Annotated in this window: 22 protein-coding genes; 12 read left to right on the forward strand and 10 right to left on the reverse strand. The window is 64.6% G+C overall.

Annotation, left to right across the window (positions count from 1 at the left end; genetic code table 11):
• Window position 1: 1 nt before the first annotated feature.
• The 3 genes from M3330_RS14240 to M3330_RS14250 are packed head-to-tail and all read left to right on the forward strand — an operon-like array spanning window position 2 to window position 1,781.
• Window positions 2-796 (forward strand): 2-keto-4-pentenoate hydratase, encoded by a 795-nt coding sequence (locus M3330_RS14240; RefSeq protein ID WP_024102200.1) that lies wholly within the window; start codon window positions 2-4, stop codon window positions 794-796.
• The gene (locus M3330_RS14245; protein ID WP_255025098.1) at window positions 793-1,581 is read left to right on the forward strand and encodes a 2-keto-4-pentenoate hydratase; all 789 of its coding nucleotides are present in this window, start codon (window positions 793-795) and stop codon (window positions 1,579-1,581) included. The genes M3330_RS14240 and M3330_RS14245 overlap by 4 nt, the downstream gene beginning before the upstream one ends.
• 2 nt (window positions 1,582-1,583) lie before the next feature.
• Window positions 1,584-1,781, forward strand: a complete 198-nt coding sequence (locus M3330_RS14250; protein ID WP_255028912.1) for a tautomerase family protein — start codon at window positions 1,584-1,586, stop codon at window positions 1,779-1,781.
• Window positions 1,782-2,195: 414 nt separating this feature from the next.
• Here M3330_RS14250 and M3330_RS14255 read toward each other — a convergent pair whose 3' ends face one another.
• Window positions 2,196-3,221, reverse strand: coding sequence for an AraC family transcriptional regulator (locus M3330_RS14255; protein ID WP_145690806.1), 1,026 nt, complete (start codon window positions 3,219-3,221; stop codon window positions 2,196-2,198).
• A gap of 366 nt (window positions 3,222-3,587) precedes the next feature.
• Window positions 3,588-4,586 (reverse strand): helix-turn-helix domain-containing protein, encoded by a 999-nt coding sequence (locus M3330_RS14260; RefSeq protein WP_255025100.1) that lies wholly within the window; start codon window positions 4,584-4,586, stop codon window positions 3,588-3,590.
• A gap of 208 nt (window positions 4,587-4,794) precedes the next feature.
• Between M3330_RS14260 and M3330_RS14265 the strand changes: the two genes are divergently transcribed.
• Both M3330_RS14265 and nphA read left to right on the forward strand, forming a co-directional pair.
• Window positions 4,795-6,300, forward strand: coding sequence for a 4-hydroxyphenylacetate 3-hydroxylase family protein (locus M3330_RS14265; protein ID WP_006551048.1), 1,506 nt, complete (start codon window positions 4,795-4,797; stop codon window positions 6,298-6,300).
• 28 nt (window positions 6,301-6,328) lie between these two features.
• The gene (gene nphA, locus M3330_RS14270; protein ID WP_033098461.1) at window positions 6,329-6,856 is read left to right on the forward strand and encodes an NADH-dependent flavin reductase; all 528 of its coding nucleotides are present in this window, start codon (window positions 6,329-6,331) and stop codon (window positions 6,854-6,856) included.
• A 68-nt stretch (window positions 6,857-6,924) separates the two neighbouring features.
• On the opposite strand, the gene M3330_RS14275 is transcribed toward nphA, so the two are convergent.
• The 5 genes from M3330_RS14275 to M3330_RS14295 all read right to left on the reverse strand — a co-directional run bounded on the left by M3330_RS14275 (window position 6,925) and on the right by M3330_RS14295 (window position 11,639).
• Window positions 6,925-7,350: a tautomerase family protein gene (locus M3330_RS14275; protein WP_006551045.1), complete on the reverse strand. Its 426-nt coding sequence runs from the start codon at window positions 7,348-7,350 to the stop codon at window positions 6,925-6,927.
• A gap of 25 nt (window positions 7,351-7,375) precedes the next feature.
• Complete coding sequence (locus tag M3330_RS14280) at window positions 7,376-8,128, reverse strand: SDR family NAD(P)-dependent oxidoreductase (protein WP_024102192.1); 753 nt, start codon at window positions 8,126-8,128, stop codon at window positions 7,376-7,378.
• Window positions 8,129-8,215: 87 nt separating this feature from the next.
• Window positions 8,216-9,694 carry an aldehyde dehydrogenase gene (locus tag M3330_RS14285; RefSeq protein WP_255025101.1) on the reverse strand — a complete coding sequence of 493 codons (1,479 nt, stop codon included), beginning with the start codon at window positions 9,692-9,694 and terminating at the stop codon, window positions 8,216-8,218.
• Between the two features lie 14 nt (window positions 9,695-9,708).
• Window positions 9,709-10,695: a 4-hydroxy-2-oxovalerate aldolase gene (gene dmpG / locus M3330_RS14290; RefSeq protein WP_255028913.1), complete on the reverse strand. Its 987-nt coding sequence runs from the start codon at window positions 10,693-10,695 to the stop codon at window positions 9,709-9,711.
• Between the two features lie 65 nt (window positions 10,696-10,760).
• Window positions 10,761-11,639 (reverse strand): acetaldehyde dehydrogenase (acetylating), encoded by an 879-nt coding sequence (locus M3330_RS14295; RefSeq protein WP_255025112.1) that lies wholly within the window; start codon window positions 11,637-11,639, stop codon window positions 10,761-10,763.
• Window positions 11,640-11,861: 222 nt separating this feature from the next.
• On the opposite strand from M3330_RS14295, the gene M3330_RS14300 reads away from it, so the two are divergent.
• Both M3330_RS14300 and M3330_RS14305 read left to right on the forward strand, forming a co-directional pair.
• The gene (locus M3330_RS14300) at window positions 11,862-12,956 is read left to right on the forward strand and encodes a VOC family protein (protein ID WP_039586482.1); all 1,095 of its coding nucleotides are present in this window, start codon (window positions 11,862-11,864) and stop codon (window positions 12,954-12,956) included.
• 399 nt (window positions 12,957-13,355) lie between these two features.
• Window positions 13,356-13,538 carry a hypothetical protein gene (locus tag M3330_RS14305; RefSeq protein ID WP_138941515.1) on the forward strand — a complete coding sequence of 61 codons (183 nt, stop codon included), beginning with the start codon at window positions 13,356-13,358 and terminating at the stop codon, window positions 13,536-13,538.
• A 603-nt stretch (window positions 13,539-14,141) separates the two neighbouring features.
• Here the strand turns inward: M3330_RS14305 and M3330_RS14310 are convergent.
• Complete coding sequence (locus M3330_RS14310) at window positions 14,142-15,182, reverse strand: NADH:ubiquinone reductase (Na(+)-transporting) subunit F (protein WP_019290748.1); 1,041 nt, start codon at window positions 15,180-15,182, stop codon at window positions 14,142-14,144.
• Between the two features lie 97 nt (window positions 15,183-15,279).
• On the reverse strand, window positions 15,280-16,494 hold the full coding sequence (locus M3330_RS14315; protein WP_255028914.1) for a cytochrome P450: 1,215 nt from the start codon (window positions 16,492-16,494) through the stop codon (window positions 15,280-15,282).
• 1,339 nt (window positions 16,495-17,833) lie between these two features.
• Between M3330_RS14315 and M3330_RS14320 the strand changes: the two genes are divergently transcribed.
• Both M3330_RS14320 and M3330_RS14325 read left to right on the forward strand, forming a co-directional pair.
• Window positions 17,834-18,805, forward strand: coding sequence for an LLM class F420-dependent oxidoreductase (locus M3330_RS14320; RefSeq protein WP_019290753.1), 972 nt, complete (start codon window positions 17,834-17,836; stop codon window positions 18,803-18,805).
• A 133-nt stretch (window positions 18,806-18,938) separates the two neighbouring features.
• Window positions 18,939-19,856 (forward strand): alpha/beta fold hydrolase, encoded by a 918-nt coding sequence (locus tag M3330_RS14325; protein WP_052040164.1) that lies wholly within the window; start codon window positions 18,939-18,941, stop codon window positions 19,854-19,856.
• Here the strand turns inward: M3330_RS14325 and M3330_RS14330 are convergent.
• Window positions 19,826-21,001: an MFS transporter gene (locus M3330_RS14330; RefSeq protein WP_255025118.1), complete on the reverse strand. Its 1,176-nt coding sequence runs from the start codon at window positions 20,999-21,001 to the stop codon at window positions 19,826-19,828. The genes M3330_RS14325 and M3330_RS14330 overlap by 31 nt on opposite strands.
• 141 nt (window positions 21,002-21,142) lie before the next feature.
• Here M3330_RS14330 and M3330_RS14335 point away from each other — a divergent pair, with 141 nt between their 5' ends.
• The 3 genes from M3330_RS14335 to M3330_RS14345 are packed head-to-tail and all read left to right on the forward strand — an operon-like array spanning window position 21,143 to window position 25,423.
• Window positions 21,143-22,540 carry an amidase gene (locus M3330_RS14335; RefSeq protein WP_255025120.1) on the forward strand — a complete coding sequence of 466 codons (1,398 nt, stop codon included), beginning with the start codon at window positions 21,143-21,145 and terminating at the stop codon, window positions 22,538-22,540.
• A 21-nt stretch (window positions 22,541-22,561) separates the two neighbouring features.
• On the forward strand, window positions 22,562-23,665 hold the full coding sequence (locus tag M3330_RS14340) for an XdhC family protein (protein ID WP_006551033.1): 1,104 nt from the start codon (window positions 22,562-22,564) through the stop codon (window positions 23,663-23,665).
• Window positions 23,666-23,719: 54 nt separating this feature from the next.
• A complete protein-coding gene (locus M3330_RS14345; protein WP_255025121.1) occupies window positions 23,720-25,423 on the forward strand; it encodes a PucR family transcriptional regulator in 1,704 nt (567 codons plus the stop codon).
• The last annotated feature ends 151 nt before the right edge of the window (window positions 25,424-25,574 follow it).

The following is a 25,574-nucleotide window of genomic DNA, read 5'->3' on the forward strand; positions in this document are numbered from 1 at the left end:
TATGGATATTGCTGTTCAGAAGGCAGCGGATCGTCTGCTCGACGCGTATCGCACCGCCGAGCCGATCGACCCGCTGACGCCCGAGTATCCCGACGCGTCCCTAGAAGTGGCATACCGCATCCAGCAGGCGCAAGTAGAGCAGTGGACATCGGCCGGCGATGTAGTCAAGGGACACAAGGTAGGCCTCGCGTCGCGAGCAATTCAGCGACAGATGGGGGTCGACCAGCCCGACTTCGGGCATCTCACCCAGAGCATGTTTCATCTGGAGCACCATCCCATCGCCAGCGGCACATTTCTGCAACCGCGTATCGAACCGGAGATTGCATTCGTCCTTGGTCGTCCACTGGCCGGCCCAGGCGTGACTGCCGCAGAGGCAGCGCGGGCAGTGGATTTCGTCCTGCCTGCGCTGGAGATCGTGGATTCGCGGATCAAGGATTGGAAGATCGGAATTTTCGACACCATCGCCGACAACGCTTCATCCGGCGGGGTCATACTCGGCAGTTGCCCGGTCTCGTTGGACCAGCTGGATCTGCGTCTGGCTGGCTGTAACCTGCACATCAACGGCGAGCTCGTCGCAACCGGTGCCGGTGGCGCAGTTCTCGGGTCACCGCTCAGTGCGCTGGTGTGGCTGGCCAACACGGTGGGTCCGCTCGGCGTGACCCTCGAGCCGGGGCACGTGGTGCTGCCCGGCTCGATGACCGGTGCGTATCCTGTCGCACCCGGCGATTCCATCGTTGCGACTATCAGTGGGCTCGGCACCGTCACCGCCGTGCTCGGCGGAAAGGACGAACAGTGACCGAGCAACTATGGAGCCCGGCCAAAGTGGCCGATGTTCTTATACGAGCGGAGGATAGCGGCGTCGCGCAGACGTCGATTCTCGCAGAATGGGACGGTCTCGATCTGGCCGCGGCATATGAGGCTCAGAATATTGCGCTGCAAATGCGGATCTCGCGGGGGGAGAGGGTCACCGGTGTCAAACTGGGTGTGACCTCCAAGGCGAAGCAGCGTCAGGTGGGAGTCGACTCGCCGTCGACGGCGTGGTTGACGGACGCGATGATCCTTCCGATCGGTGAGCCGGTGCCCCGGGAGAAGATGATCCACGCGCGTGCCGAACCGGAGATTGCGTTCGTCATGGGACGTCGACTCGAAGGGCCCGGGGTCTCGGCGGCGACTGCGCTCGCGGCGGTCGACCATGTGGTCGGTGCGATCGAAATCATCGACAGCCGGTTCTCGGGTTACAAGTTCTCCATGATGGATGCTGTCGCGGACAACAATTCGTCCGGCCGGTACGTCACCGGTCCCATCAGTGTGCGGCCGGACTCGCTGGACCTCGGTCTCGAAGCCTGCTTGCTCGAAGTGGACGGAGAGATCGTCGATTCGGCGACAGGAGCTGCTGTGCACGGCCATCCGGCGGAGGCGCTGGCTTTCGCGGCGAACACCCTCGCCGAGCGTGGCCTGGCAATCGAGCCGGGCTGGGTGATCCTCACCGGGGGGATGACGGATGCGGTTCCGGTCCGGCCGGGGGCGCGGATCGCTGCTCACTTCACTCATCTCGGTACCGTAAATGTGTCAGGAGGCTGATGATGCCGCTCATCGAGGTGACTATTTCCGCAGGGCGTTCGCCCGAACAGCTCCGCGCACTGATACATGAACTCACCTTTGCCGCCCAGCGGGCCGTGGACGCGCCGTTGAGCAACATTCGGGTGGTGCTGCGTGAAGTTCCGGCTACTCACTTTGCCGCCGGTGATGTGACGATTGCAGAACGATCTCCTGCTCAATGACTTTCGTTTGATTCTCCCGAACGATTCTCGTGTCAATGCAAGCGAGTCGGGACAAGACGATGAGTGCAAGGGACACGTAGACCGGAGTTGGGGCGGACTGCCCTGTTCCTTTTCTCGTTCGGGGAGTCGCTATGACGACGGCACGTCGTCGCCGGCAATGCCTTGACCGGGGACAGACGAGCAACGTCGCAGATGGCTGCGGTTGGACGTTGCAGGCGAGATCGTCGGAAATCTACGAGGGAGTCGACGAGATTCAACGCTGGTGCTGGCGCGTCCGATTTGCGGACGCGCCAGCACGCCGGGTAGACGAGATTGCTCAACAGCTTGCCGGCGGTTGCTGAACACCGTTGCGGGAGTTCGAAAACCGCTATTGGATACACGATGACGGCTACAGGTCAGAACGTGGCGGTCTGGTCACCTGTTGTCGCTGCTGGTGCTGGTGCCGAGTTGCTGCATGCGGAAATGCAGTGGGCTGGTCCCGAAGCGACGTCGGAACGCTCGACTGAAATGCGAGACATCGCGGAAACCTACGCGGACGCTGATGGTAGAGATCGTGGCGTCGGTGCTCAGCAAGAGTTTGCGAGCTCGCTCGAGCCGTTGTTGATTCAGCCATGTGCGTGGTGTCGTGCCTGCTGCGCTGAATAGTTTGTGGATGTACCGTACGGACATTCCCAGTTCGGCTGCAAGGTCGCTGATCGAGTAGTCGGGGTCTGTCATGTGTCGTTGCATTGCCTGCTGTATGACTCGAAAGTCCTTGTTGTGAACTCGTTTGGTGGTGTTGAACGGAGTTGTGCGTTCACTGATGGCGGATACGAGTAGGTCCATCGCGCACGCGGCAACGGAGGCTGAGGAGTTGGGCGAAAGAAGGGAGTCGTCAGTTGCCATGTCGACGAATAGGCGAGAGACGTATCGGCTGATGCCGCTGCGGCCGGAAAAACCTTCACCGGTAATCTCCGCTACGGCTTCCAGGGGAAGATGTGGCGCAAACACCGCGCGCGGCGCGCGGACGACAATCTGCTCGAACTCGGTCTGGGCGTCGACGATGAACGGCGCCGATGAGTCGAGGATTCCGAACGCCCCGCTTTCGAGCTTTGCGGACCGAGAGTGTTGACCGATGACCGCTGTACCGCTCGTGATCAAGCACAGTAGGTAGTCGTCGTTGGGATCGGACGAGATCATGTTCGGGGTGCGGATTACTGTGTGTGGGTCTGCGCGTACGACACTGACTGTGACGTCGACGAAGGGACGCACCGATAGTTCCGCCCCGAACGAGTCCGATATGTCAGGCCAGTCGACGTCGAGTTCGCAGTATGTCGAGTCGAGTGTGTCTATCCACCGCGAACGTACCTCGCTCGATTCGAGCTCGCGTGTGCTGATTACGACCTTGGCGCTGGCCTTGTCGGTGCAATCGGAGTCATTGTTCTGTGCACTGTCGGTCATGTCGCTGCTCACCTCCATATTTTAGTGTTGCAGATCACACCGGCTTCGAATATAGGAGGTATTCGCTCCCCGGAGTCACGCCCACAGCTTCCGCGTCCGCACTCGTCCCGAACGGAGTAGATCGTGACCCGCGCTGCTCCGCCTGGGGCGATTGGATCACCTGAAGGAGTGACACCGACCGGACCCCATGACGCTCGACTTCGCCGCGAAGCACCCGTGTCCTACGTCCGCGTAGTCGGCATGCATCTGGTGTCGATCTCGCGAACTGTCTCGACGGAAGAGTTCGCGGTAGAGGGCGCAGGACCGGCTCGACTGTCGGCATGAGCCGGGGAGGTGACCCGGAGCGAATCGGGCCACCTGTGTAGGTCAGCGGTGTTCGGTTCGATAACGGCCAGGGCTGGAACCGTATGCGGCGCGGAATGTGCGGCTGAAGTGGGACACATCGCGAAAGCCTGATTGCTCACTCACTTCGGCGACTGTCAGATCGGTGCTCAGGAGGTACTTACGTGCTCGCTCCACCCGTGTGCGGTACAGCCAGGCGCGAGGGGCCGTGCCTTGCTCACGGAAGAGGTTCTGAATGTGTCGCACAGACATCCCCGCTTCTGCAGCGACCCTGGATAGTGATAAAGCGGGATCGTGTAGCTGTCGCTCGACGATCCGCTGCACTTCGGCCAGATCACGCGCGTGACTGATCTTCGTCGGGTCGGTCTCGGTGGCGCTGTCGGTGAGGGCGGTGACCAGCAGGTCGAGAGCGACGGATGATATCGAGACCGCTGACCTCGTCGGCAGTGTCCGGTCCTGTTCGGCGACGTCGAGGAGGAACCTGCTCACGAGTCGGCCCGTTCCCGAGATCCCACTGATGGGCAGCCCGGTTCCCTGCTCGAGTACTCGCTGGGGTAACCGCGCTTCGAGCAGGGGTCTGGGAGTGTCGATGACGACCTGACGAAAATTCGACTCGGCTTCGAATTCGAACGGGGCGGCGCAGTCCAGTAACGCGAACGATCCCTGCTCGAGAACTCCGCTGCGTCCGTTTTGGGTGACGCGGACGTTACCGTCGGTCACCACCAACACGAGGAAGTCTCCCGCGTCGTCCGAACGCACCATCGCCGGCGAACGGATGACCGAGTGGACGTCCGCGCGCATCGTGCTGACATGCAGTTCTCCGATGGGATGACCGCCCCATTCTGCGATGAACGGTTGGCGTGGATTGGGCCATGCCACGTCCGACTCGCAATAGAGGGTGCCGACTGTGTTCGCCCACAGATTACGGCCTTCCGCGGAGTCGAGTCCTCGCGTATCGAGAGATACCACAGTGGGTTTGGTGGATTTACGCGTGGAGTCACTCCATCGTTCGCGCTCAGTCATGTTTATCGGTACCTCCGGAATCTAGTGTTCCGTGTCACAGGGAGCTGGCTCTGTACGGACCGTCGAGTGCGGAATTGCCTCGGAGCGGCGCCTGGATTCGCATCGGCCGAGAACACCGTCTCGGTCTGAGCTCGACAACAGGAGTGAGCACGTGACGACGCCAACTATTCTCGAGACCTCCACCGGAACCCCCAACGATGTCCGGCCGATGACCGGCGCGGAGTACATCGAGTCCTTGAAGGATGGACGCGAAGTGTATTTCCGCGGAGAACGTGTCCCGGATGTCACGACTCATCCGGCTTTCCGGAATTCGGTTCGCTCGATCGCTCGGATGTACGACGCGCTTCATACCCCCGAAGCCCAGGGGGTGCTGGCGGTGCCGACCGATACGGGTAACGGTGGATTCACGCACCCGTTCTTCAAGACCGCCCACAGTTCCGACGATCTTCTTCTGTCCCGCGACGCGATCGTCGCGTGGCAACGTGAGGTGTACGGGTGGATGGGCCGGTCGCCCGACTACAAGGCATCTTTCCTCGGGACCCTCGGTGCCAACGCGGACTTCTACGGTGAGTACAGGCAGAACGCACTCGACTGGTACAAGAAGGCGCAGGAGCGGGTGCTCTATCTCAATCACGCGATCGTCAATCCGCCCATCGACCGTGATAAGCCTGCCGACGAGACCGCGGACATCTGCGTACATGTGGTGGAGGAAACCGACGCCGGCGTGATCGTTTCCGGCGCCAAAGTGGTGGCGACCGGGTCTGCGATCACCAATGCCAATTTCATCGCCCATTATGGACTTCCGCTGCGCAACAAGAAGTTCGGGTTGATCTTCACTGTTCCGATGGACTCGCCGGGCTTGAAGCTGTTCTGTCGGACGTCCTACGAGATGAACGCTGCAGTGATGGGCAGCCCGTTCGATAATCCCTTGTCGAGCCGCTTCGACGAGAACGACGCGATCATGGTGTTCGATCGTGTGCTGGTTCCGTGGGAGAACGTGTTTGCCTATGACGCGGACACCACGAACGGATTTGTGACGAAGTCCGGGTTCATGGCTCGGTTCATGTTCCATGGTTGTGCACGCTTGGCGGTCAAGCTCGACTTCATCGCCGGCTGTGTTCTGAAGGCGGTGGAGACGACAGGTACCAACAATTTTCGTGGTGTCCAGATGCAGATCGGCGAGATCCTCAACTGGCGCGATATGTTCTGGGGCTTGTCGGATGCGATGGCCAAGTCTCCCGATGAGTGGGTGAACGGGGCTGTGCAGCCGAACCTGAACTACGGTCTGGCCTATCGCACGTTCATGGGGGTGGGCTATCCGCGGATCAAGGAGATCATCCAGCAGACGCTCGGTAGCAGCTTGATCTACCTGAATTCGCATTCGAGCGACTGGGGTAACCCCGACATCCGGCCCTACCTCGACCAGTACGTGCGCGGGTCCAACGGCATCACCGCGATCGATCGTGTGCAGCTGCTCAAGCTGCTGTGGGATGCCGTGGGCACCGAGTTCGGAGGTCGGCACGAGCTGTACGAGCGCAACTACGGTGGCGACCACGAGGCCGTCCGCTTCCAGACATTGTTCGCCTACCAGGCCCAGGGACTGGATACCGAGCTCAAGGGCTTCGCCGAGAAGTGCATGTCCGAGTACAACGTCGACGGGTGGACACGTCCGGACTTGATCAGCAATGATGATCTGAAGATCGTGCGTGGTTGAACGGGACGCGACGATGACGAGCACGACCATGACCGACAACACCCCGAACGGCGGGATCGAGGTCACACCCCTACAGATGCGGAAGGCCCTCGGCCGGTTCGCCAGCGGCGTCACCATCGTCACCACCGCCGAAAGCGAGGACGACGCGTCGGTGCACGGTATGACGGCCAACGCATTCACCTCCGTTTCGCTCGACCCCCCGCTTGTTCTGATATCCATCGCGAACCGAGCCAAGATGAACGAGCGGATCAACAAGACCGGCAAGTACGGTGTTTCGATCCTGGCGACAGATCAGGAGCCGTTGTCACTGCACTTCGCAGGAGCTGCCCATCAACCCGATCTGGTGCGATTCGTCTGGCGCCGGGAGGTTCCTCTCCTCGAAGGCGCGCTGGTGCACCTGGCCTGTTCGGTGGACGCCTCGTATCCCGCCGGTGACCACATGTTGCACGTGGGCCGAGTGGAGCAACTGTGGTATGACGACGGACATCCGCTCGTCTTCTACACCGGTAGCTTCCGGTCGCTCGAGTTGCTGCGCGACGACCCGTGGGGGTTCTGAAGTAAACCCCTCGGACAGGGGGTGGGATTGCCGAAGGTCGATCCCACCCCCTTGCGGTGTCGGGTAGATCAGATGGACGATCCGCTGTCCGCGCGAGCGGCGATTTCGTCGGCGCGTACCCCCGCTGCTGAGTGGCCGCCGATGAACCAGTTCGCCGGGTCCACCTCGATGATCCGACCACGGACGGCCGAACGCGGCACCCCGAGTACATCGACGATCAGGTCGGTGAACCGGGCCGCGAGCTCCTCGCGCTGTGCGCGAGGACGACCCGCCAGCACGATGGCTGTAAAGTACGGTGCAGCCGTGCTGCTCTCGGAGGCAACCGCGCCGGCGACCGCGACATCATCGGTGGTGTAGCGGACGATGAAGGTCCGAACTCGCTCGAGCGGGGAGTCGAGAACCTCCGAATAGCAGTGGCTCGCCTCGACAAGCAGACGGTGCCGCTGCTCGACGGTGAACCGTCCGTCGAGCAGATGGAAATGTGCAACAGGCATGAGAGGGCCTTTCGGGAGTGGTGCTCTACTGGACGCCGTGGCGTGTGCCGGCGTCGACGTTGAGGACGCTGCCGTGCAGCACGCTCGCCTCGGGGGCGAGCAGCATCTCGAGGATCCAGCCGAGCTCGTCCAGCGTCGGTAACCGGCCGAGCGTGGTCTTGGCGCGGTAGCGCTCCCAAATGGTGTCGAGATCGCGGCCGGTCTCGGCTGCTTCGGTTTCGACGAATTTGCGGAGCCGTGGCGTGTCGACCGGGCCGGGCGCGATGGTGTGTGTGGTGATGCCCTTCGGTCCGTACAGGGCGCTGAGCTGGCGCATCAGATTGAACACTGCGGCGTTGACGGTGCCCGGCGCGGCGTCGAGCGGGCCGGGTTCGAAACCGAGCGATCCGGCGACGGCGACGAATCGCGATCCGGGGACCAGCTGGCCGCGGACTGCGTGCAGCAGCCGTACCAGCCCGCCGACCTTGATGTTCGCCCCTACAGCAAGCTCGCCGGGGCTGATGGTGTCGGCGGAACCACGTACCGGCAGACCCGCGGCGAACACGGCCATCCGGATCGGCGCGTCGACATAGGCGGAGATCGCCTCGATCGCACTGTCGTCGCTGATGTCGGCGACACAGGGGATGATCAGGCTGTTTTCGGCTGCAAGGGTTTTGAGGTCTTCGGCGTTGCGCGCGACCGCGATCACGCGTAGGCCTCGACGGACCAGGCGTCGGGTGAACTCGGTGCCCATCGCACCGGTGGCGCCGACGACGACACACAACTTGGGGCAGGTCACGGGTGATTACTCCTCGGGGAGAAGCGGGGACGGCCGGTGCAGCACCTACTGCACCGGCCGCCCACGTGGATGAGTCGAAGGACCGGATCAGCCGCGCAGCCGAAGGGTCACGGCGCGCGGTTCGGTGAAGAAGTCGCGGGAGTACTGACCGCCTTCACGTCCCAGGCCGCTGGCGCCTTCGCCTCCGAAGGGGAGACGCAGGTCGCGTTCGAAGAAGCAGTTGATCCATACGGTGCCGGCCTTCCAGCGCGCGGCCATCCGGTGGGCGCGGTCGAGGTTCTGGGTGAACAGCATCCCGGCCAGGCCATAGCGTGAGTCGTTGGCGATGCGCAGTGCCTCGTCTTCTGTGTCGAAACCCAGGACGGTTTCGACGGGCCCGAAGATCTCCTCTTGCGCGGTCCGGGAGTCATTGGTCAGCCCAGTGATGACGGTGGGGGGATAGTAGAAGCCCTTGGCGTGGGCGTCGCCGGTCAGACGGGCGCCGCCGGTGACGGCTTTCCCGCCTTCCTGCTGCGCGAGTTCGACATAGCCGTGGACTTTGTCGAGATGGCGTTGTTCGATGAGCGGGCCGATGAAGTTCGACGGATCCTTCGGATCGCCGACGCTGAGCTTGTTCGCCTCGTCGACGAACCGCTCGAGGAACTCGTCCATGATGCTGTTCTGCACGAGCAGTCGGGATCCGGCCAGGCACACCTGTCCGTTGCCGCCGAAGATCGCACGGATCGACATCGGTACGGCCACGTCGAGGTCGGCGTCGGCGAAGATGATGTTCGCGGACTTTCCGCCCATCTCGGCCGAGACCGGCGTGTGGTTGGGTGCTGCTGCCTGAAGGATCTTGACTCCTGTGGCACTCGACCCGGTGAAGGTGATCCGGTCGACTCGCGGATCGGAGGTCAGCGGGCCGGCGACGGCTTCGCCACCGAAACCGTGTACTACGTTGAGTACTCCGTCGGGCAGTCCGGCTTCGAGTGCGAGTTCGGCGAAGCGGTGTGCAGTCAGTGGGGTTTGGGGTGCCGGTTTGAGGATTGCGGTGTTACCGAACGCCAGGGCGGGCGCGATCTTCCAGGTGGCCAGCATCAGGGGTGCGTTCCAGGGGCTGATCGCCGAGACCACGCCGGCAGGCGGGTAGAGCACGTAGGACAGCAGATCCCCGTCGGGGTAGGCCTCGTTGGCGGCCATCGACGCGTAGTCGGCGAAGAACCGCAGGTTGTGCGCCACGCGCGGGATTTCGGCGTGCAGGGACTGGTTGATGCCCTTACCGCCGTCGCGGGTTTCGAGCTGGGCGAGCTCCTCGCGGTGCTCGTCGACCTTGTCGGCAACCGCGTGCAGGATCTTCGCCCGCTCCTTCGGCGACATCTGCGGCCAAGGCCCGTTGTCGAAGGCGTTGCGGGCGGCGGTGATCGCGGCTTGCCCGTCCTCGGTGGTGCCCTTGGGCACGACACCGAGCAGCGACCCGTCGTGCGGATCGATCGATTCGAAGGTGGCTCCGTCCGATGCCTGCTTCCACTCGCCACCGATAAGATGACGGACATGCGTGGTCAACGGCGCGTTCTGGGTCTGGGTCATGACAGTCTCCCGTGTCAGACTCCGGCGCGAGCCGGGAGTTCGTAGGTGCGGCCGGCGAGTTCGGAGGCGACGTCGATGATCATGTCCTCCTGACCGCCGATAACGCCGCGACGACCGAGTTCGAGCAGGATGTCGCGGGTGGAGACACCGAACTTCTTCGCGGCGCGTTTGGTGGGATGAAAGAACGTCGAGTAGACACCGGCGTAGCCAAGAATCAGGGCGGTCTCGTCGACGATCTGCGGTTCTTTCATCAGCGGCGCGACGACGTGCTCGGCGGTATCGATGAGCGGGAACAGATCGACGCCGGTCTCCCATCCGGCCCGCTCGAACGCAGCGGCCAGTACCTCGGTCTGGGCGTTGCCGGCGCTGGCACCGAGCCCGCGCAGCGACCCGTCGATGAACGTCGCCCCGTTCTCCGCGGCGGTCAGTGCGTTGGCGATACCGACCCCGAGGTTGTTGTGGGCGTGAAACCCGATATCGGCGGAGATCGCTTCACGCAGCGCGGCGACACGCTCGCCGGCGTGCTGCGGCACCATGGCACCGGCAGAGTCGACGACGTAGACGACGTCGGCGCCGTAGGAATCGAGTTTGGCGGCCTGCTCGGCGAGCGGCTCAGCTTCGAGCTTGTGGCTCATCATCAGGAACGTCATGACGTTCAGACCTTGTTCCTTGGCCCATTCGATCGGTTGCTGGCCACAGTCGGCTTCGGTGCAGTGCACCGCCACCCGGACGGTCTTGATGCCCGCGTCGATCGCGCCTTGCAGTTCGGCGAGGGTGGCGATGCCCGGCACGTAGAGCGCGGCGATGTCGGCGTTGTCGACGGCGTCGACTGCGGCGCGCACGTACTCGGGGTCGGTGGCGGCGGCGAAGCCGTACTGGATCGACGACGCACCAAGACCGATGCCGTGGGCGACCTCGATGGTCGGAATCCCGGCCTGATCGAGACCGCGGGCGATGTCGGCGACATTTTCGGGGGTGAACTGGTGCGAGACCGACGACATGCCGTCACGCAGCGTGGTGTCGACGAGGGTGACCTTGCGACGTGCGTCGGTGGTGGCGGTGGTACTCACTGGGCTGCTCCCTTGACGAGATTGCGCTGGGCCATGACGTCGGCGACCTGGACAGCGGCGGCGGTGATGATGTCGAGATTTCCGGCGTAGGTGGGCAGGAAGTCTCCGGCGCCGACGACCTCGAGCATGACGGTGACCAGGTCGCCGTCGACGTCGACCAGGCGCAGGGTATAACCGGGGACGTATTGCTGAACCTTGGCGACCATGTCGATCACCGCGCGCTCGATCGCGACCGGGTCGGGGTTGCGGACCTTGGCGTAGACCGTGTCGCGCATGTTCATCGGCGGTTCGGCCGGGTTGATCACCGAGATGGCCTTGGCGCGATCGGCTCCGGCGACCTGGGCAAGTGCCTTGCCGGTTTTCTCGCTGAATTCGCTGAGGTTCTGCCGGGTGCCGGGTCCGGCGCTGTGCGAGGCGATGGCAGCGACGATCTCGCCGTAGGACGCGTCGGCGACCTCGTTGATGGCATACAGGATCGGGATGGTGGCCTGGCCGGCGCAACTGACCATGTTCACGTTCGGCGCGTCCAGGTGCGTGCTGAGGTTCACGGCCGGCACCACGTACGGGCCCACTGAGGCAGGTGTCAGATCGATCGCGCGGATGCCGGCTTCGGCGTAGCGCGGGGCAGCGGCGGCGTGGACTTTCGCTGATGTCGCTTCGAAGACCACGTCGGGAAGGTCGGGCCGGTTGAGTAGCCAGTCGATTCCCTTTGCGGAGGCCTCGAGGCCTTCCTGTCGGGCTCGTTCGAGCCCCTCGCTGGTCGGATCGATACCGATCATGTACATGGGATCGACGTGCTCGGATCGCAGCAACTTGTACATCAGGTCTGTTCCGATGTTGCCGGATCCGACGATCGCAGCTTTCAATCGACTCATCTGTGCGGCCTTCCCTGAACTCTCGGGTAATGGGCTCGACGCTAGGAAGGGGTTGCTGGTCGGAAGGCGGAAATCCCGTGGTCCTGAACATGTGCGCGGTCGGGAACGTCCCTGTTCGGTTATCCCGGATGTCAGCGACTGCCTGGTTTACATCGCCGCAAGCTCGTGGTCACCACCACGGCCCGGTGCAGCTCGCCCGGACAGCTCAGATCAGGAGTAGCCATGACCGAACTCACTGCTCGATTCGATATCGCGCATCTCGCCCGCACCGAACTGTTCACTCCCAAGCCGCAGGAGACGCTCGACTTCTTCACCAAGTTCCTCGGCATGTATGTCACTCATCGGGAGGGTCAGTCCGTATACCTTCGAGGCTACGAGGATCCGTACCAGTGGAGCTTGAAGGTCACCGAGGCACCCGAGGCAGGAATGGGTCACGCCGCGCTGCGCGCGAGCTCTCCGGAAGCACTCGAACGTCGGGTGGCATCGCTCGAGCAGGGCAACGTCGACGGTAAGTGGAGCGAGGACCAGTTCGGTTACGGCAAGACCTTCGAGTTCCAGTCCCCGGATGGACACAACCTGCAGTTGTTGTGGGAGGTCGAGAAGTACGTCGCCCCGACGGCACTGCAGAGCAAGATCCTTTCGCGTCCTTCCAAGAAGCCGCTGTCGGGTATTCCGGTCAAGCGCATCGATCACCTCAACCTGATGGCGTCGAATGTCACCGCGCTCAAGGAATCGTTCGAGCAGCACCTCGGGTTCCGGACCACTGAACGTGTCGTCGACGGCAACGTCGAAATCGGGGCGTGGATGAGCTCGAACCTGCTCGGTCACGAAGTTGCCTGTATGCGCGACATGACCGGTGGGAACGGCAAGCTTCATCACGTAGCGTTCTACTACGGCACCGGACAGCACCTGGCCGACGCGGTCGAGATGTTCCGTGACTATGACATCCAGATCGAGGCTGGTCCGGATAAGCACGGCATCACCCAGGGGCAGTTCCTGTACGTGTTCGAGCCCGGTGGAAACCGTATCGAGCTGTTCGGTGAAGCCGGCTATCTGCATCTTGATCCTGACGCTGAGACCAAGACCTGGCAGATGTCCGACATCGATACCGGTCTCGCTGTTGGCGGTGCGAAGCTGCCGTGGGAAACGTACTTTACGTATGGCACTCCCAATCCGCTCGCGCTGGATCAGCACATCGAGAAGTTCGCCCACTTCGGTCCCGGCGCGCCGATCGAGGATCCGGATGTGGCTGCTGCCGAGCAGGCCATCCCGGACGACATCGACCACTCGCGGGCGGTTTCCGGTTCGCCCGCCTGATTGGGATCGTGCACCCGCTCAACCGCAATCGTGTGATTGTTGTTGAGAGCCTGAGGTCTCCGATGTGGACAGCGAGTTGAACAACTCTCCACATCGGAGACCTTTGTGTGTACAGGAGCGCTTCCCATACAGAATTGCCGTTGGTGTAGTCGAATCGACGGACTGAGGGGCGATGTCCATCGGCGGGTGGTCTCGAATGAGGTCCGGGGCGGTCGAGTTCTTCCTCTGCTGTGAAGGAAATCGGTGTCGGTTCGGGATGACGGCATTGAGCGTCAACTCCACCCTGGGAAGGGATGCTGGCGCTGATGGCGAAGTTCGCAGGGATACCGTCGCAGCCCAGCTGGGTCCGTTGAGCAGTGCTACCAGATGTCTTGTCTCCCTATCCTGTCAGGAGATGTCATGGAATATCCCATTCGTTATCGAGTATCAGATTCGACGACCGAATCGGTGACCGCACGCGATCTCGAGGTAGTGCTGCAAGCGCTGACCGGTCGCCCTATGGAGGCCGTTGATATCGAGGCTGTCGAGTCTGCTCTCGACCTCGAGAGGATGTCTCGTGTGGGTATCCCGCATCAGTTGTGAAGACATACTGTCGAATTCGATGGTGCATTGCTCTGGTGCACAGTAGAACTGGCCTGTACGAGATGCTTGTGCTCGCCTAGAGCTGTGGCGGGCAGGGGTAGGACTGCGAAAAAGGCCGGCAGTCGCGATACCAAGGATTGTGACGAAGGCCGGGGTGATGGCCGCCCCTGGTTCGGAGGGGCGATTGCCTGTGAACACGGTGGTCAAGACTGATGGACCGATGCCGTTGGTGAACTGCAGCAGAGCGCAGAGCGAGCTGCCGGGCGAGCCAGCCTCCTCGGATTACTCGGGCTGAAGGCAATATTTCCCGCCACTTGCCATGCTCGATAAATCGGGACTCGGAACATCCGAGGACGCGAGCTGGATACGGTGACGCCTAACCGCGCAGGACCGTGCATCCGCCGACGTCACTGAAGTCGCGCAATTGGGGTTCTTGCATGCTCGGCGGTTCACGGGGGCGGGGTTGCAGAACGGCCTTCGGGTCCAGCTTTGCGGAAGATCTGCGGGTTACGTCCCCGGGCGAATGAACTGGCAACGAACAAAGTCTGGGGCAGCGAGTACATACGCGCTGCCCCAGACTCTTGTCGTGGTGGATCCTGAAGGTCAGAGCACTGCCGGCGCTGTGCTGGTTGCGGGCGTGATGGCGAACTCCTCGCGGAAGATCAATCGAGGAGCCATACGCCTGCGCTTGAGTGCCTTGACTGCCGCATCGACCATCGCGGGTGGGCCGCAAAGGAATGCGCTCATCCCCTTGCACGAGGGAAAGTCGCTGACCACGACATCGGTGACCAGCCCGGTTGCCCCTTCCCACTGCTCCTCGCTGAGAACGGGTCGGTAGTGGAAATGCGGGTGCCGGTGTTCGAGATCGCGGAAGAATTCGACATCGTAGAGGTCTTCCCGCCGGCGGCCGCCGTGGTAGAGGAACAGTTCTGGGACGAGGTCCTCGACGAGGGCGTGTTGGACGATCGATTTCAGTGGAGCCAACCCCGTCCCACCGCCGATCAAGATCGCCGGTTCATCCTGTTTCGCGACGAGATTGAACTGCCCGAGGGGGCCGCGCAGCGAGACTCGTTCCCCGAGCGTCATTGAGCGGAAGATCCACCCATCGGTCGACAACCCGCCCGCGGTGAGCTTGATGTGAAATTCCAGCCGCCGAGTCTCGGTCGGAGGATTAGCCATCGAGTACTGCCGCGCCCCTGCGTGCTCAGGAACGATGAGTTCGGCGTACTGACCGGCATTGAACTGCATCGGAGTGTCCAACTCGATCACCAGTCTGCGCGTGTTGGCAGCGATGTCGTCCAACACGACGACGGTGCCTTCATAGTCGCGTAGAGGATGACGAGGCACGCCGTCATCGCTGACGTTGCCGAGCGGCTCGACGGTCAAGTCCGAGCGGGGAGTGGCCATACACCCCAGAGCCAGTCCTTCGGCCCTTTCCTCGACGGTCAGGGTGTACTCCGGGGTCTGACGGTGGTCGACCTCACCGCGCAGCACCTTGAGTTTGCATGTCCCGCAGGTTCCCTGAGTGCACGAGTGGGGCAGCCACTCGTTGGCCCGCAGGGCAGCATCGAGAATGGATTGGGTTTCTTCAACGGCAATGTCCGTGTTCTTTCCCTCTATACGGACCAAATATTGATCAGACATTTCCGGTAGCGCTCCAATTCAATATCGATAACCTCGGGTGTTCCCGATGCTCGCCGTATCTGTGCAGATGATTCAGGAGGGGTGAGGTCGAAGTCGCCTACACTTCCCATTCGACAAACAGCTGCTTGGGGCCGCGGAAACCCCATCCCCAAAAGTCCACCTCGTGGGTTTCGTCTCGTTCGATGTTCGGAATTGCCTCGAGCAATTCTTCGAGTCCGATTCGGACGACTGCATTGGCGAAATAGGTTCCGGCGCATGCGTGTTTTCCGCCGCCGAAGGTCATGTTCGGCACCAGGGCACGATCGAGGTCGTATTCGGTGGGGGCGTTGTACGCGTTTTCGTCCTGATTGGCCGAACCGTACGACAGCATCACGATTGAACCCTCAGGAAGCGTGACCCCGCCCACGGTAACTTCTCTCGCGGCGCGCTTGACCGCGGCGGACCAGATCGGGGCAACCCAGCGCATGCCCTCGGATGCGGCGCGGGGGATCAGAGTCGGATCGTCGATGACACGTTCGAGCTGGTCCGGTCGGCTGAACAGTCCGGCCAAGGTCGTGGCCATGGCATGACCGGGCTCCTGCATTGCTCCGAGCAGGAAGACATACAGGTTGGGGTAGATGACGTCGCGACTGCGGGTCTGGCCCTCCGGCATCCCGTCGTGCAGCCAGTGCGAGATGGCTGAATGGTCCGGTTCGACGATCCACTTGTCGATCTTCGGGTCGACATGCGCGATGATTTCCGCTTTGGCGCGGTCGCCGGGGGCGAACCCTTCGGGGTTGGCGAACTCACCGTTTTCGTCGACTGCCGCATTGGTGAACGACACGCTCAGATTGTGGAACCACTCGCGCAGTTTTTCGGTGCTGACATCCCCGAGACCGAGCAGGTCGCCCAGTGCGCGGACACTCACCGGCTCGCAGTAGGCGGCGACGATATCCGCGTGCCCGTCGTTCTCGAACTCGGCAATGCGCTGTCGCGCAAACGGTCGGACGAGATCGTCGATGTACTTGTCGACGGCTGAGGGCTGCAGGTGTGGTTCGACCATTTCCCTCAGGTTGCGGTGCTCGTCTCCGTTGGTATTCAGCAATGCCTGAGGGCCGAAGGTGCGGCCGCCGGCAGCGGAGATCACCGCAGGCCAGGTTGTGTCGTCTTTGGAGATCTCAGCACACAGTTCTTTCGTCGAGACGATGTGCATGCCGAGGGCGGGAACGTAGGCAATGGGTGCCTCTTTGCGGAGGCGCTCGTAGAACGGGTATGGATCGGCCTCGAGCTCCTCGATGGTGATTTCGTCGATGAAGCTGCGGGTGGAAGTCATCATGCTCCTTCTGATTTCGGGTGCTTTGAGCCGGGAGGCGGGCTGAGGCGGCTGTGAGCTGCTTCGGTTGACCAGGCGGAGGTGATCGTCGGGTCAGCGAAGCGCTGGTAAATGTCTGTGAGCTGGCCGCGACAAACGTCAGTTGGGTGTGCCGATTATCGGGATGTCTGATGGGACCTGATCGCTAGCGTGTGCTGCGCTCGAGAGCGTCGAGAGAGCTGGTACGAAGTGCTGCACGGTCGAGTCGTGTGTCAGGGGCCTCGTTCATCCTCGGACGCCACTGGCGCGGATCTTCGTAGCAGCGCAGACAAGCTGCTCGGACCTCACTATGGGGCCCCGTCCACGCCTAGAAACCGCGTAAAGACGATCTCAGTTCCCCGGGGTTGGAGGCTCAGTGGTTTCGCGTGCGCCAGAGATTGGATATCGAACCGGTCGCGGCGGTCACTCATGCGTCGTTCTCCTTCGTCACCTGCGGCGGAGTGAGAGGTGGTGTGGCGGCCGGCGGGTGGCGGCGCGCACACGAATAGCGTCGGGCATGAGCCCGCAGGATCCGGCTTCCCAACTTCACCGAACCGCGTCGGTTTGTGTCTGATGTCACGAGGATGGTCGGAATCGTCGGCTGTGCGTCGCACTGTTCGGGATAGCCGAACGGAAAGGGTGAATCGTCGGGACATTTTCGGCTGCACCGGAAATGAGACGTGTCAGGGATGATTCGGGGAGCATCCCTGAGCTTCGTTGTTGGGTCCGGTCGAAAAGTGAGCAGCTGGCCCCGAGGTGGTCGCACTCCATCGTGTGCGACACGCACCTGCACATCTGGAGGCTGTGCCGTCGACTCGATATGTCAATAGGGCGCGGGGCGGCGCCCACTGTCTGCCAAACCCCGACGATTCCTCGAGCTGTTTGCCCGCCGATAGGGCGTACACACCGTCGCTCGACAGGTTGGAGCCCGACCTGCCGCCGGGGAGTTGGGCCGACGGCTAAATCCTCGAGTGGGACGGCAGATCGATCACGACCGTCGCCCCACTCGACCGCCTCGTCGTCCGCGAGATCAGTTCCCTCTGTCTGCCCGAAGACTAGCGGATCCAGATCGCGGACCTCCGTCGGGACGGCATCAGCGTGGTCGGAACTGTCCGACTTCCGAGCGCCGTCAACAGGATTTAGCCTCAATGCACCGATCGGCTGATGCGGTCGTCGTGACTTCCTTTGCGCACCTTCGGACAGAGTCTGGACACAGCTGACCGGACACCGAGGACCGGAGTGGGCGCGGGGCGGGCTCGATCGCCCGGGGCGGGACACGCCCGGATATGACCTGAACCACAGTGTGGCTAGGGTGACGGTCATGACGGAGAACACGACACGACGATGGGGCCTGACCGTCCCGCTCGACGGCATCCCCCTGCCCGACCAGCGACGCATCATCGAAGAGCTCCCCGATCTCGGGTACACGGACGTGTGGTCGTCCGAGGCCGGCGCTGCCGATGCGTTCACCCCGCTGACCCTCGCGAGCGTGTGGGCTCCCGGCCTGCGCCTGGGTACCGCGATCGTCCCCGTCTACACTCGCGGCCCCGCGACGCTGGCCATGTCGGCCGCGAGCCTCGCCGCCGCCGCACCCGGCCGCTTCGTGCTCGGGGTGGGCACCTCCTCCGACGTCATCGTGGAGAAGTGGAACGGCATCCCCTTCGAGGAACCGTTCAAGCGTGCCCGTGACACCCTGCGGTTCCTGCGTGCGGCGCTGGCGGGGGAGAAGGTCTCCGAGAAGTACGACACCTTCGCCGTCGACGGCTTCCGGGCCGGCGTCGTACCCGACCCGGCGCCGCCGGTGCTGCTGGCGGCACTGCGCCCGGGCATGCTGCGTCTGGCCGGGCGTGAGGCCGACGGCGCCATCATCAACTGGCTGTCCGCCGACGACGTCCGCACCGTGGCGCCCTACGTCCACGAGGGCGGCGAGAACAAGGAGATCGTCGCGCGGATCTTCGTGCTCCCCGGCTTCGACACCGAGACCGCCCGCGCCATCGGCCGCCGCATGATCGCCGCCTACATGAACGTCCCCGTCTATCGGGCCTTCCACGAATTCCTCGGCCGTTCGGACGATTTCGCCGGCATGTGGAAGGCGTGGGCGGAAGGCGACCGCAAGGCCGCCCTCGAAGCGATCCCGGACCACGTGGTCGACGCCCTCGTGATCCACGGCGAACCCGAGGCCTGCCGCGAGCATGTGGAGCGCTACGTCGAGGCAGGTGTGACCACCCCGGCCATCGCCCTGGTGCCCTCGGGCGATCCCGCACCGATGATCCGGGCGCTCGCCCCGCGCTGACGACCGGACGTCACGATTCGATGTCGGCGGTTAACGGCACCCGAGGGCGACGCGACAACTCCTGCAGATGCGCTGTGCAGGAGGCGAGATGGCCGAGCCGACGTCGAGTACGGACCCGAACACGATCGCTCGTGTGACCGTGGTTGCCGACGACGGAGTGCCGTTGGCCACCACGGTGACCGGATCGCGGGATGCGGGTCTGACCCTCGTGTGCCTGCACGGCCACTGCCAGGACGCCGCGAGCTGGGATGCCGTCTGCGAATCGGTGGACCTGCCGGGTCTGCGCATCGTCCGCTACGACCAGCGAGGACACGGTCGTTCCGGGACCGGCGACGTCACGGCGTGCACGGTCTCCGGGATGGCCGACGACCTCGACGCGGTGCTCCGGACCCTCGCGCCGGACGGACCGGTGGTGCTGGCGGGATATTCGATGGGCGGCATGGTCGCACTGTCCTACGTCCGTCGTCACCCTGACGCCGTCGGCGACCGCATCGTGGGTGTCGGCCTGTTCGCCACCGCAGCATCGGGACTCGCGGACGGCGGTATCGGACGCTATCTGCGGCATCCGGCCGCCTTCATCGTGCACCGGGCGGTGTCGCGTGCACCGCGCGTCATGGAGTTGTCGAAACGCGCCGGGGGCCGGGTGTGCACGGTTGCCGCACGCAGGCGCACGGAGGAATCGTGGCTGCGGGTGGTCGGATCGGCGCTGTCGAACGAGACCTCCGTCGTCACCTGGTCGCGACTGCTGGCCGACTTCGCGGTGCTCGACGAGTCCGCCGCCCTCGATGTGCTCGCCAGAGTGCCGGTGGTCGTCGCGGCGGGCACGGAGGACGTCTTCGTGCCCTTGTCGTTGTCGGAGATGATGACGGCGCGGCTGCCGCACGCGAACCTCGTGCGGTTCGTCGGTGCCGGTCACCGCGTGCTCGCCGACCGTCCCCAGGAGGTCGCCGGTGCGCTGTCGGATCTGCTCGGGCACGTGCGCGCCCTGGACCCCGTCGGCCTGGACCCCGTCGGCCTCGCTCAGCGCGAGCCGACGAGGGTCGCTTCCTGATCGGCGAGCAACTTCCGGGGGACGAGCGCGAGCACGAGCAGTGCCACGGCGACCGCGAAGCATGCGACGAACCCGACGTGGGGTGCGGCGAGCGAGATGACGAAGGGCACCGCGAAACCCAGATAGATCAGGCAGTAGAAGACGGCGACGGTCTGCGCCAGCTCGTCCGGCGGAGCGATGTGCTCGACGGTGACGAGACCGGAGACGAGCAGCATGCCGTAACCCCCGCCGAGAAGGACGGCGGTGACGAGGACGGCAAGCACCGATACCGGGCCGTCGACGAGCACTGCGACGCCGGCGGTCACGAAGCCCAGCACACCGAGACCCACCCCCGTCCAGACGCCACGGTCCTCACCGTGCCGGGTGATGCGCCGGGCCACGGGCTGGATCAACGCACCGGTGAGCAGGGTCAGGGCGGCGACCACGCCGGTGAACGCGACGGCCACGCTGTCCACGCGGTCCGAGACGATCGGCGGCATCGTGGCGAACGAGACGGTCGCGCATCCGAAGACCCACGGGGCCCACGGCACGACACCCCAGCGGAAGCGCGGGGACGACAGCGTCGACAGGCGCCACGAGCCCTGCACGGTGCGGGGCCGGTGGGCGTCGGGGACGGTCCACACCAGTACCAGCGCGACCACCATCAGAGCGATGTGCACGAGATAGGGCAGACGGTCGGGGGCGAGCAGCCACTGCGCGATGAGGCCGGCGAACAGGGCGCCGCTGCCGAATCCCGCCGACAGTGAGACGGCGGCTCGGCGCGCTCCCACACCTGGACCTTCGCTCAGTTCCTTCATCCACGCGGTGCCTGCTCCGAACGCCATCCCGGATGCCAATCCGGCGAGGACCCGGCCGAGATACAGCAACGCCGGGATATCGGCGCCGAGAAGCAGGACGATCGACGACACGATGCTCACCGGGATCATCGCCCGGATCACCGGACGACGCCCGATCCGGTCGGCCACGCGCCCGAAGTAGAGCAGGGCGGGGATCAACCCGACGATGTAGGAGCCGAGCATGGCGGTGAACGAGTCGCTGCCGAGTCCCAGGTGGTCGCGGTAGACGAGCTGCATCGGAGCGAACTGATTGGCGCCCCAGCTCACCGCGAATACGGCGAACGCGAGACGAGCCCAGGACGGAATCATTCCCCGATCCTCTCAGGCCCGTTCCGGCGGGAAAGTATCAACTCTTCACACCGCGGCGACCGGCTTCCTGTGGAGTGTGGACGTAGGAGGGGCCCGGAGCCGGCCATAGCGTTCTCGTCGAACGCAGACCAAGGAGGGCCAGTGGCGGTAGACGGTCGATCCCCGACGCTCGACACCGAGCGCACCGGCACGTGGACCGGCGCCGACGCGCGGTCGATCGCCGCCGTGGTCCGCAACCGCGAGGTCACCGCCCGTCGGGTCGTCGAGGACCATCTCGCCCTGATCGCCGAGCAGAACACGCGCCTCAACGCGATCGTCACCGTCGCGGCGGAGAGTGCCCTCGCCGAGGCCGACGCCCTCGACCGACGCCTCGACCGCGGCGAGGTGGTCGGTCCGCTCGCCGGGGTGCCGTTCACCGTCAAGGACCTCATCGCCACCGCAGGCGTGCGCACGACGGCCGCCTCGAGGGCGCTGGCCGACAACGTCCCCGTCGTCGATGCACCGGCCGTCGCCGCGATGAAGGCGGCCGGCGCGATCCTCGTCGGCAAGACCAACACGCCCGAATTCGGGACCTCCGGGCTCACCGACAACGAGATGTTCGGACCGGCCGTGAACCCGCTCGGCAGCCCCGAGTCGCCGCGCTCACCCGGCGGATCCAGCGGGGGCGAAGCCGCGTCGATCGCGTCGGGCATGAGCGTCCTCGGATTGGGCACCGATTTCGGCGGGTCCGTGCGCTGGCCCGCGCACTGCACCGGCCTGTGCTCGATCCGCCCCACCGTCGGCCGGGTGTCCGCGGACGGCCAGTACCCGGGGGTGCTCGTCGGCGATCATGTGCGTGCCAATCCGACGACGGTGCACGGCGCGCTGCAGACCGTCGGGCCCATGACACGGAACCTCGGCGACCTCGTCCTCGCCCTGCGCATGATCTCCGAACCGCACGTCGCGTGGACCGACCCGGAGACCGTCGACGTCGACACGCTGACGATCACCTGGGCGCCCGGGGAGGGCACCGTGCCCGTCGACGACGAGATCGAGGACGTCGTCCGCGAGAGCGCGCGGCGCCTCGGTGCCTGTGAATACCGCGGGTCGGCCCTGGTAGAGGGGAACGAGTTGTTCGGGCGGCTGAGGGCCACCCAGACCCACGCCGACATCGACGCGCTGGCGAGGACCGACCGCTTCGGTGCTGTCATCCGCGACCTGCTGTCCACGGCCGGTCGCGCCGAACATCGGGAGGTGGAGGGCCTCTGGGCGTGGCGCACCGCGCTGATCCATCGCCTGCTCGACGAGATGGGCGACGTGCTGGTGCTGCCGGTCGCGTCCATCGGGGCGCCTCCGCTCAGCGACGATCGTTTCGCTGTCGGCGACCGGCTGCTCACCTGGCAGGAGGCACTGGCGAGCTGCCGCACGATCAGCGTCACCGGCCTCCCGTCCGTCGTCGTCCCTGTCGGGCGGACGAGTGACGGCATGCCCATCGGCGTGCAGGTCGTCGCGCGCCCCTTCCACGACCACGTCGCGCTGGCCGTCGCCGCGCGTCTGTGACACACCGGTAAGGAGACCGCTGTGCGGGACATTCTCGACGAGCTGTCGCGATGGTTCGACGACGGTGAGACGTTCGCGCTCGCAACCGTCGTGCGCACCTGGAAGTCGTCGCCGCGCGAACCCGGCGCCGCGATGGCCGTCTCGCGGTCGGGCGAGGTGGTGGGCAGTGTCTCGGGAGGGTGCATCGAAGGCGCGCTGTACGACATCGCGGGTGACGTGCTCGCCGACGGGCGTGCACGGACCGAGGTCTTCCGCGTCACTGACGACGACGCCTTCGGAGTGGGTCTGACCTGCGGCGGCACCATCGAGGTGTTCGTGCAGCGGGTCGATGCCGCGACCTATCCCGAGTTCCCCGAGGTGGCACGGCGGATCGGGGCTGGAGAGCCGGTCGCCGTCGTTACCGATCGGGAGTCCGCCGACCATCGTGTGGTCACCCTCGACGGGGACGACGGCACCGACGTCGGGGACGAGGTGCGCCTGCGCCTGTCCTACGGCGATTCGGAGGTCTATGTCGACGAGGGGCGTGCGCAGATCGTGGCGATCTTCGCGCCGCGACCGAGGATGTACGTCTTCGGTGCCATCGACTTCGCGTCCGCCCTGTGCACGCTGGGGAAGTTTGCCGGTTACCGCGTGACGGTGATCGACGCCCGGCCCGTCTTCGCGACGCCCGCCCGATTCCCCGACGCCGACGAGGTCGTGGTGGCGTGGCCGCACGTCTTCCTCGAGTCGGCGCCGATCGACCCCACCACGGTTGTCGCGGTGCTCACCCACGACGAGAAGTTCGACATCCCACTGCTCGAACGGGCCCTCCGCTGCGAGGCCGGATACATCGGGGCGATGGGCAGCCGCTCCACGCACGAGCGCCGGGTCGCCCTGTTGCGCGAGGCCGGTCTGTCCGCCGACGAACTGGGACGGCTGCACTCGCCGATCGGACTCGACCTCGGGGCGCGCACCCCGGAGGAAACGGCCGTGTCGATCTTCGCCGAGGTCCTCGTGAGCACGCGCGGTGCCACCGGACGCAGCCTCGCGACACTGCGCGGACCCATCCACCGGGTCCCGGCGGGACGTGCTGCCCGACCTGCAGCTTGTCCGCCTGCGATTGACGGTGTTGCCACAGCCCTCTAATGTCACGTGTCTCCCACGCAGGGGTGAACGACTGGCAGGTGGACGGGTATTGCTGTGACGGTGCGCAAGGCTGAGAAACCGGGGCCCAGCGCAGCCGAACCGGATCGCAGCGCAGCCGATCCGGAGGACAGCGCAGCGGTCGCATTCGAACCCTGCCCGCTCACGGACGTCGTCTCCTCGGGCTTCCTCGTCGCACCGACGGTGATCGCCGGTGACGTCTCCACGGCGCGAGCCGTCACCGGGGTCGCGGTGATGATGCTCCCCGAGATCGGTCCCTGGTTGCGTCCGGGACTGCTGCTCGTCACCTCCACCACCGTGCTCGCGCGACTCGCCGTGCCGATCGCCGACTTCCTGGCGCGGCTGGACCGGAGCGAGGTCTCGGCTCTGGTGGTCCGACTCGACACCGGACACCCGCTGCCGCAGGGTCTCACGGACGACGTTCCCCTCCCTGTGCTGACGACGCCGGAGGAGGTCGTCGCGGATCACCGTCTCGCGCGGGATCTCCGCGACATGGCTGTCGCTCAGGTGGAAGCGGTCTTCGAGGCGGATCACCTCCGTCGCGGGCTGCTCGAGATCGTCATGGCGGGTGGTGGGCACAGGGCGCTCGCCGAAGGCATCTCGCGCCGGCTCGGCGGGGCGGTTCTGATCACCACGCCCGACGGACGCCAGACCTACAGGGCCGGAAAAGAGTCCGATTTCGCCTGGCTGTCCTCGACGGCGGCTGTCGACGCGACTGGCCGGGTGCGGACCGATTCGATCGAGGGCGGGCTCGGTCTGCACCGATTCGGCAACGAGTACGTGGCGATCGCCGCGATCTCCGCCAATGGCATAGACCACGGCCGGCTCGTGTTCTTCTGTCCCGCACGCGATCTCTCCGCGCCGGATCTGTATCTCGTGGAGCAGGCGGCGACGGTGTGTGCGCTCGTCGTCAGTCGTGAACTCGCAGTGTCGGCGGTCGAGGAGAAGCACCGGGCCAACTTCGTCCGGGACCTGTTGCGCGGCCGCGCCGGTGAACCCGAACAGGTGATCGTGCACGCCCAGATGTTCGGCTGGAATCTCGACCGCCCGGTGGTGGTGGTCGCCGTCGAACCCGATCGCGTGGACGACAATTCCTCGGCGGCACCGGCGCGACTGCCCGTCGTGGAACGGCAGGCCCGCGCGTTCGCGGGTGCGCTCGCCGGCCGCGATTCCGGAGCGTCCGTCACGGCCCTGGCGACCGAGACCGTCGTGCTCATGGGTGAGGGCAGCGACACGATGACCCTCGTGCACGAACTCGTCGCCCAGGTGCGCGGAGCCGGTGGGGGAGGACGTCGCCCGTTCGGTGTGGGGGTCTCGCGTGCGTCGTCGTCCACCGACGACCTGCCGGTGCTCTACGCCCAGGCGCGCACGGCACTCGAAGTGGGGCGCAAGATCTCCGGGCCGTGGGCGGTGACCCATTTCGACGATCTGGGTGTGTACCGGTTGCTGAGCCTCGTCGAGGACACCGAGGAACTCGAGTCGTTCGCGCGCGAGACGCTCAAGGAACTGACCGACGGCACGGCCGAGGCGCAGGACATGTGCCGTACCCTCGAGGTGCTCCTCGCCACCAACATCAACATCGCAGAAGCCGCGCGCCAGTTACATTTTCATTACAACACTCTGCGCTATCGTGTGGCGAAACTCGAAAAGATCCTCGGTCCCTTCACCGAGCAGCCCGAACTGCGGCTGGACCTTTCGCTCGCCCTCAAGATCATCGCGATGCGCGGGATCGATTCCTGACGATCAACCACCGATCTTGCCAATTTCGGAAGGTCGCTCCTGGCAGATTCCTCCCACGCCGGGCCGGAGCTGCTCCGTTAGCGTTTGCGGCTACCGAAGTACACGTGTGATCGGTAACACAGGCGTAACGATCCACGTGAACGCTATCGGC

The sequence above is a fragment of the Rhodococcus sp. GA1 genome (genome assembly GCF_024321955.1).
GTDB lineage: Bacteria > Actinomycetota > Actinomycetes > Mycobacteriales > Mycobacteriaceae > Rhodococcus > Rhodococcus pyridinivorans.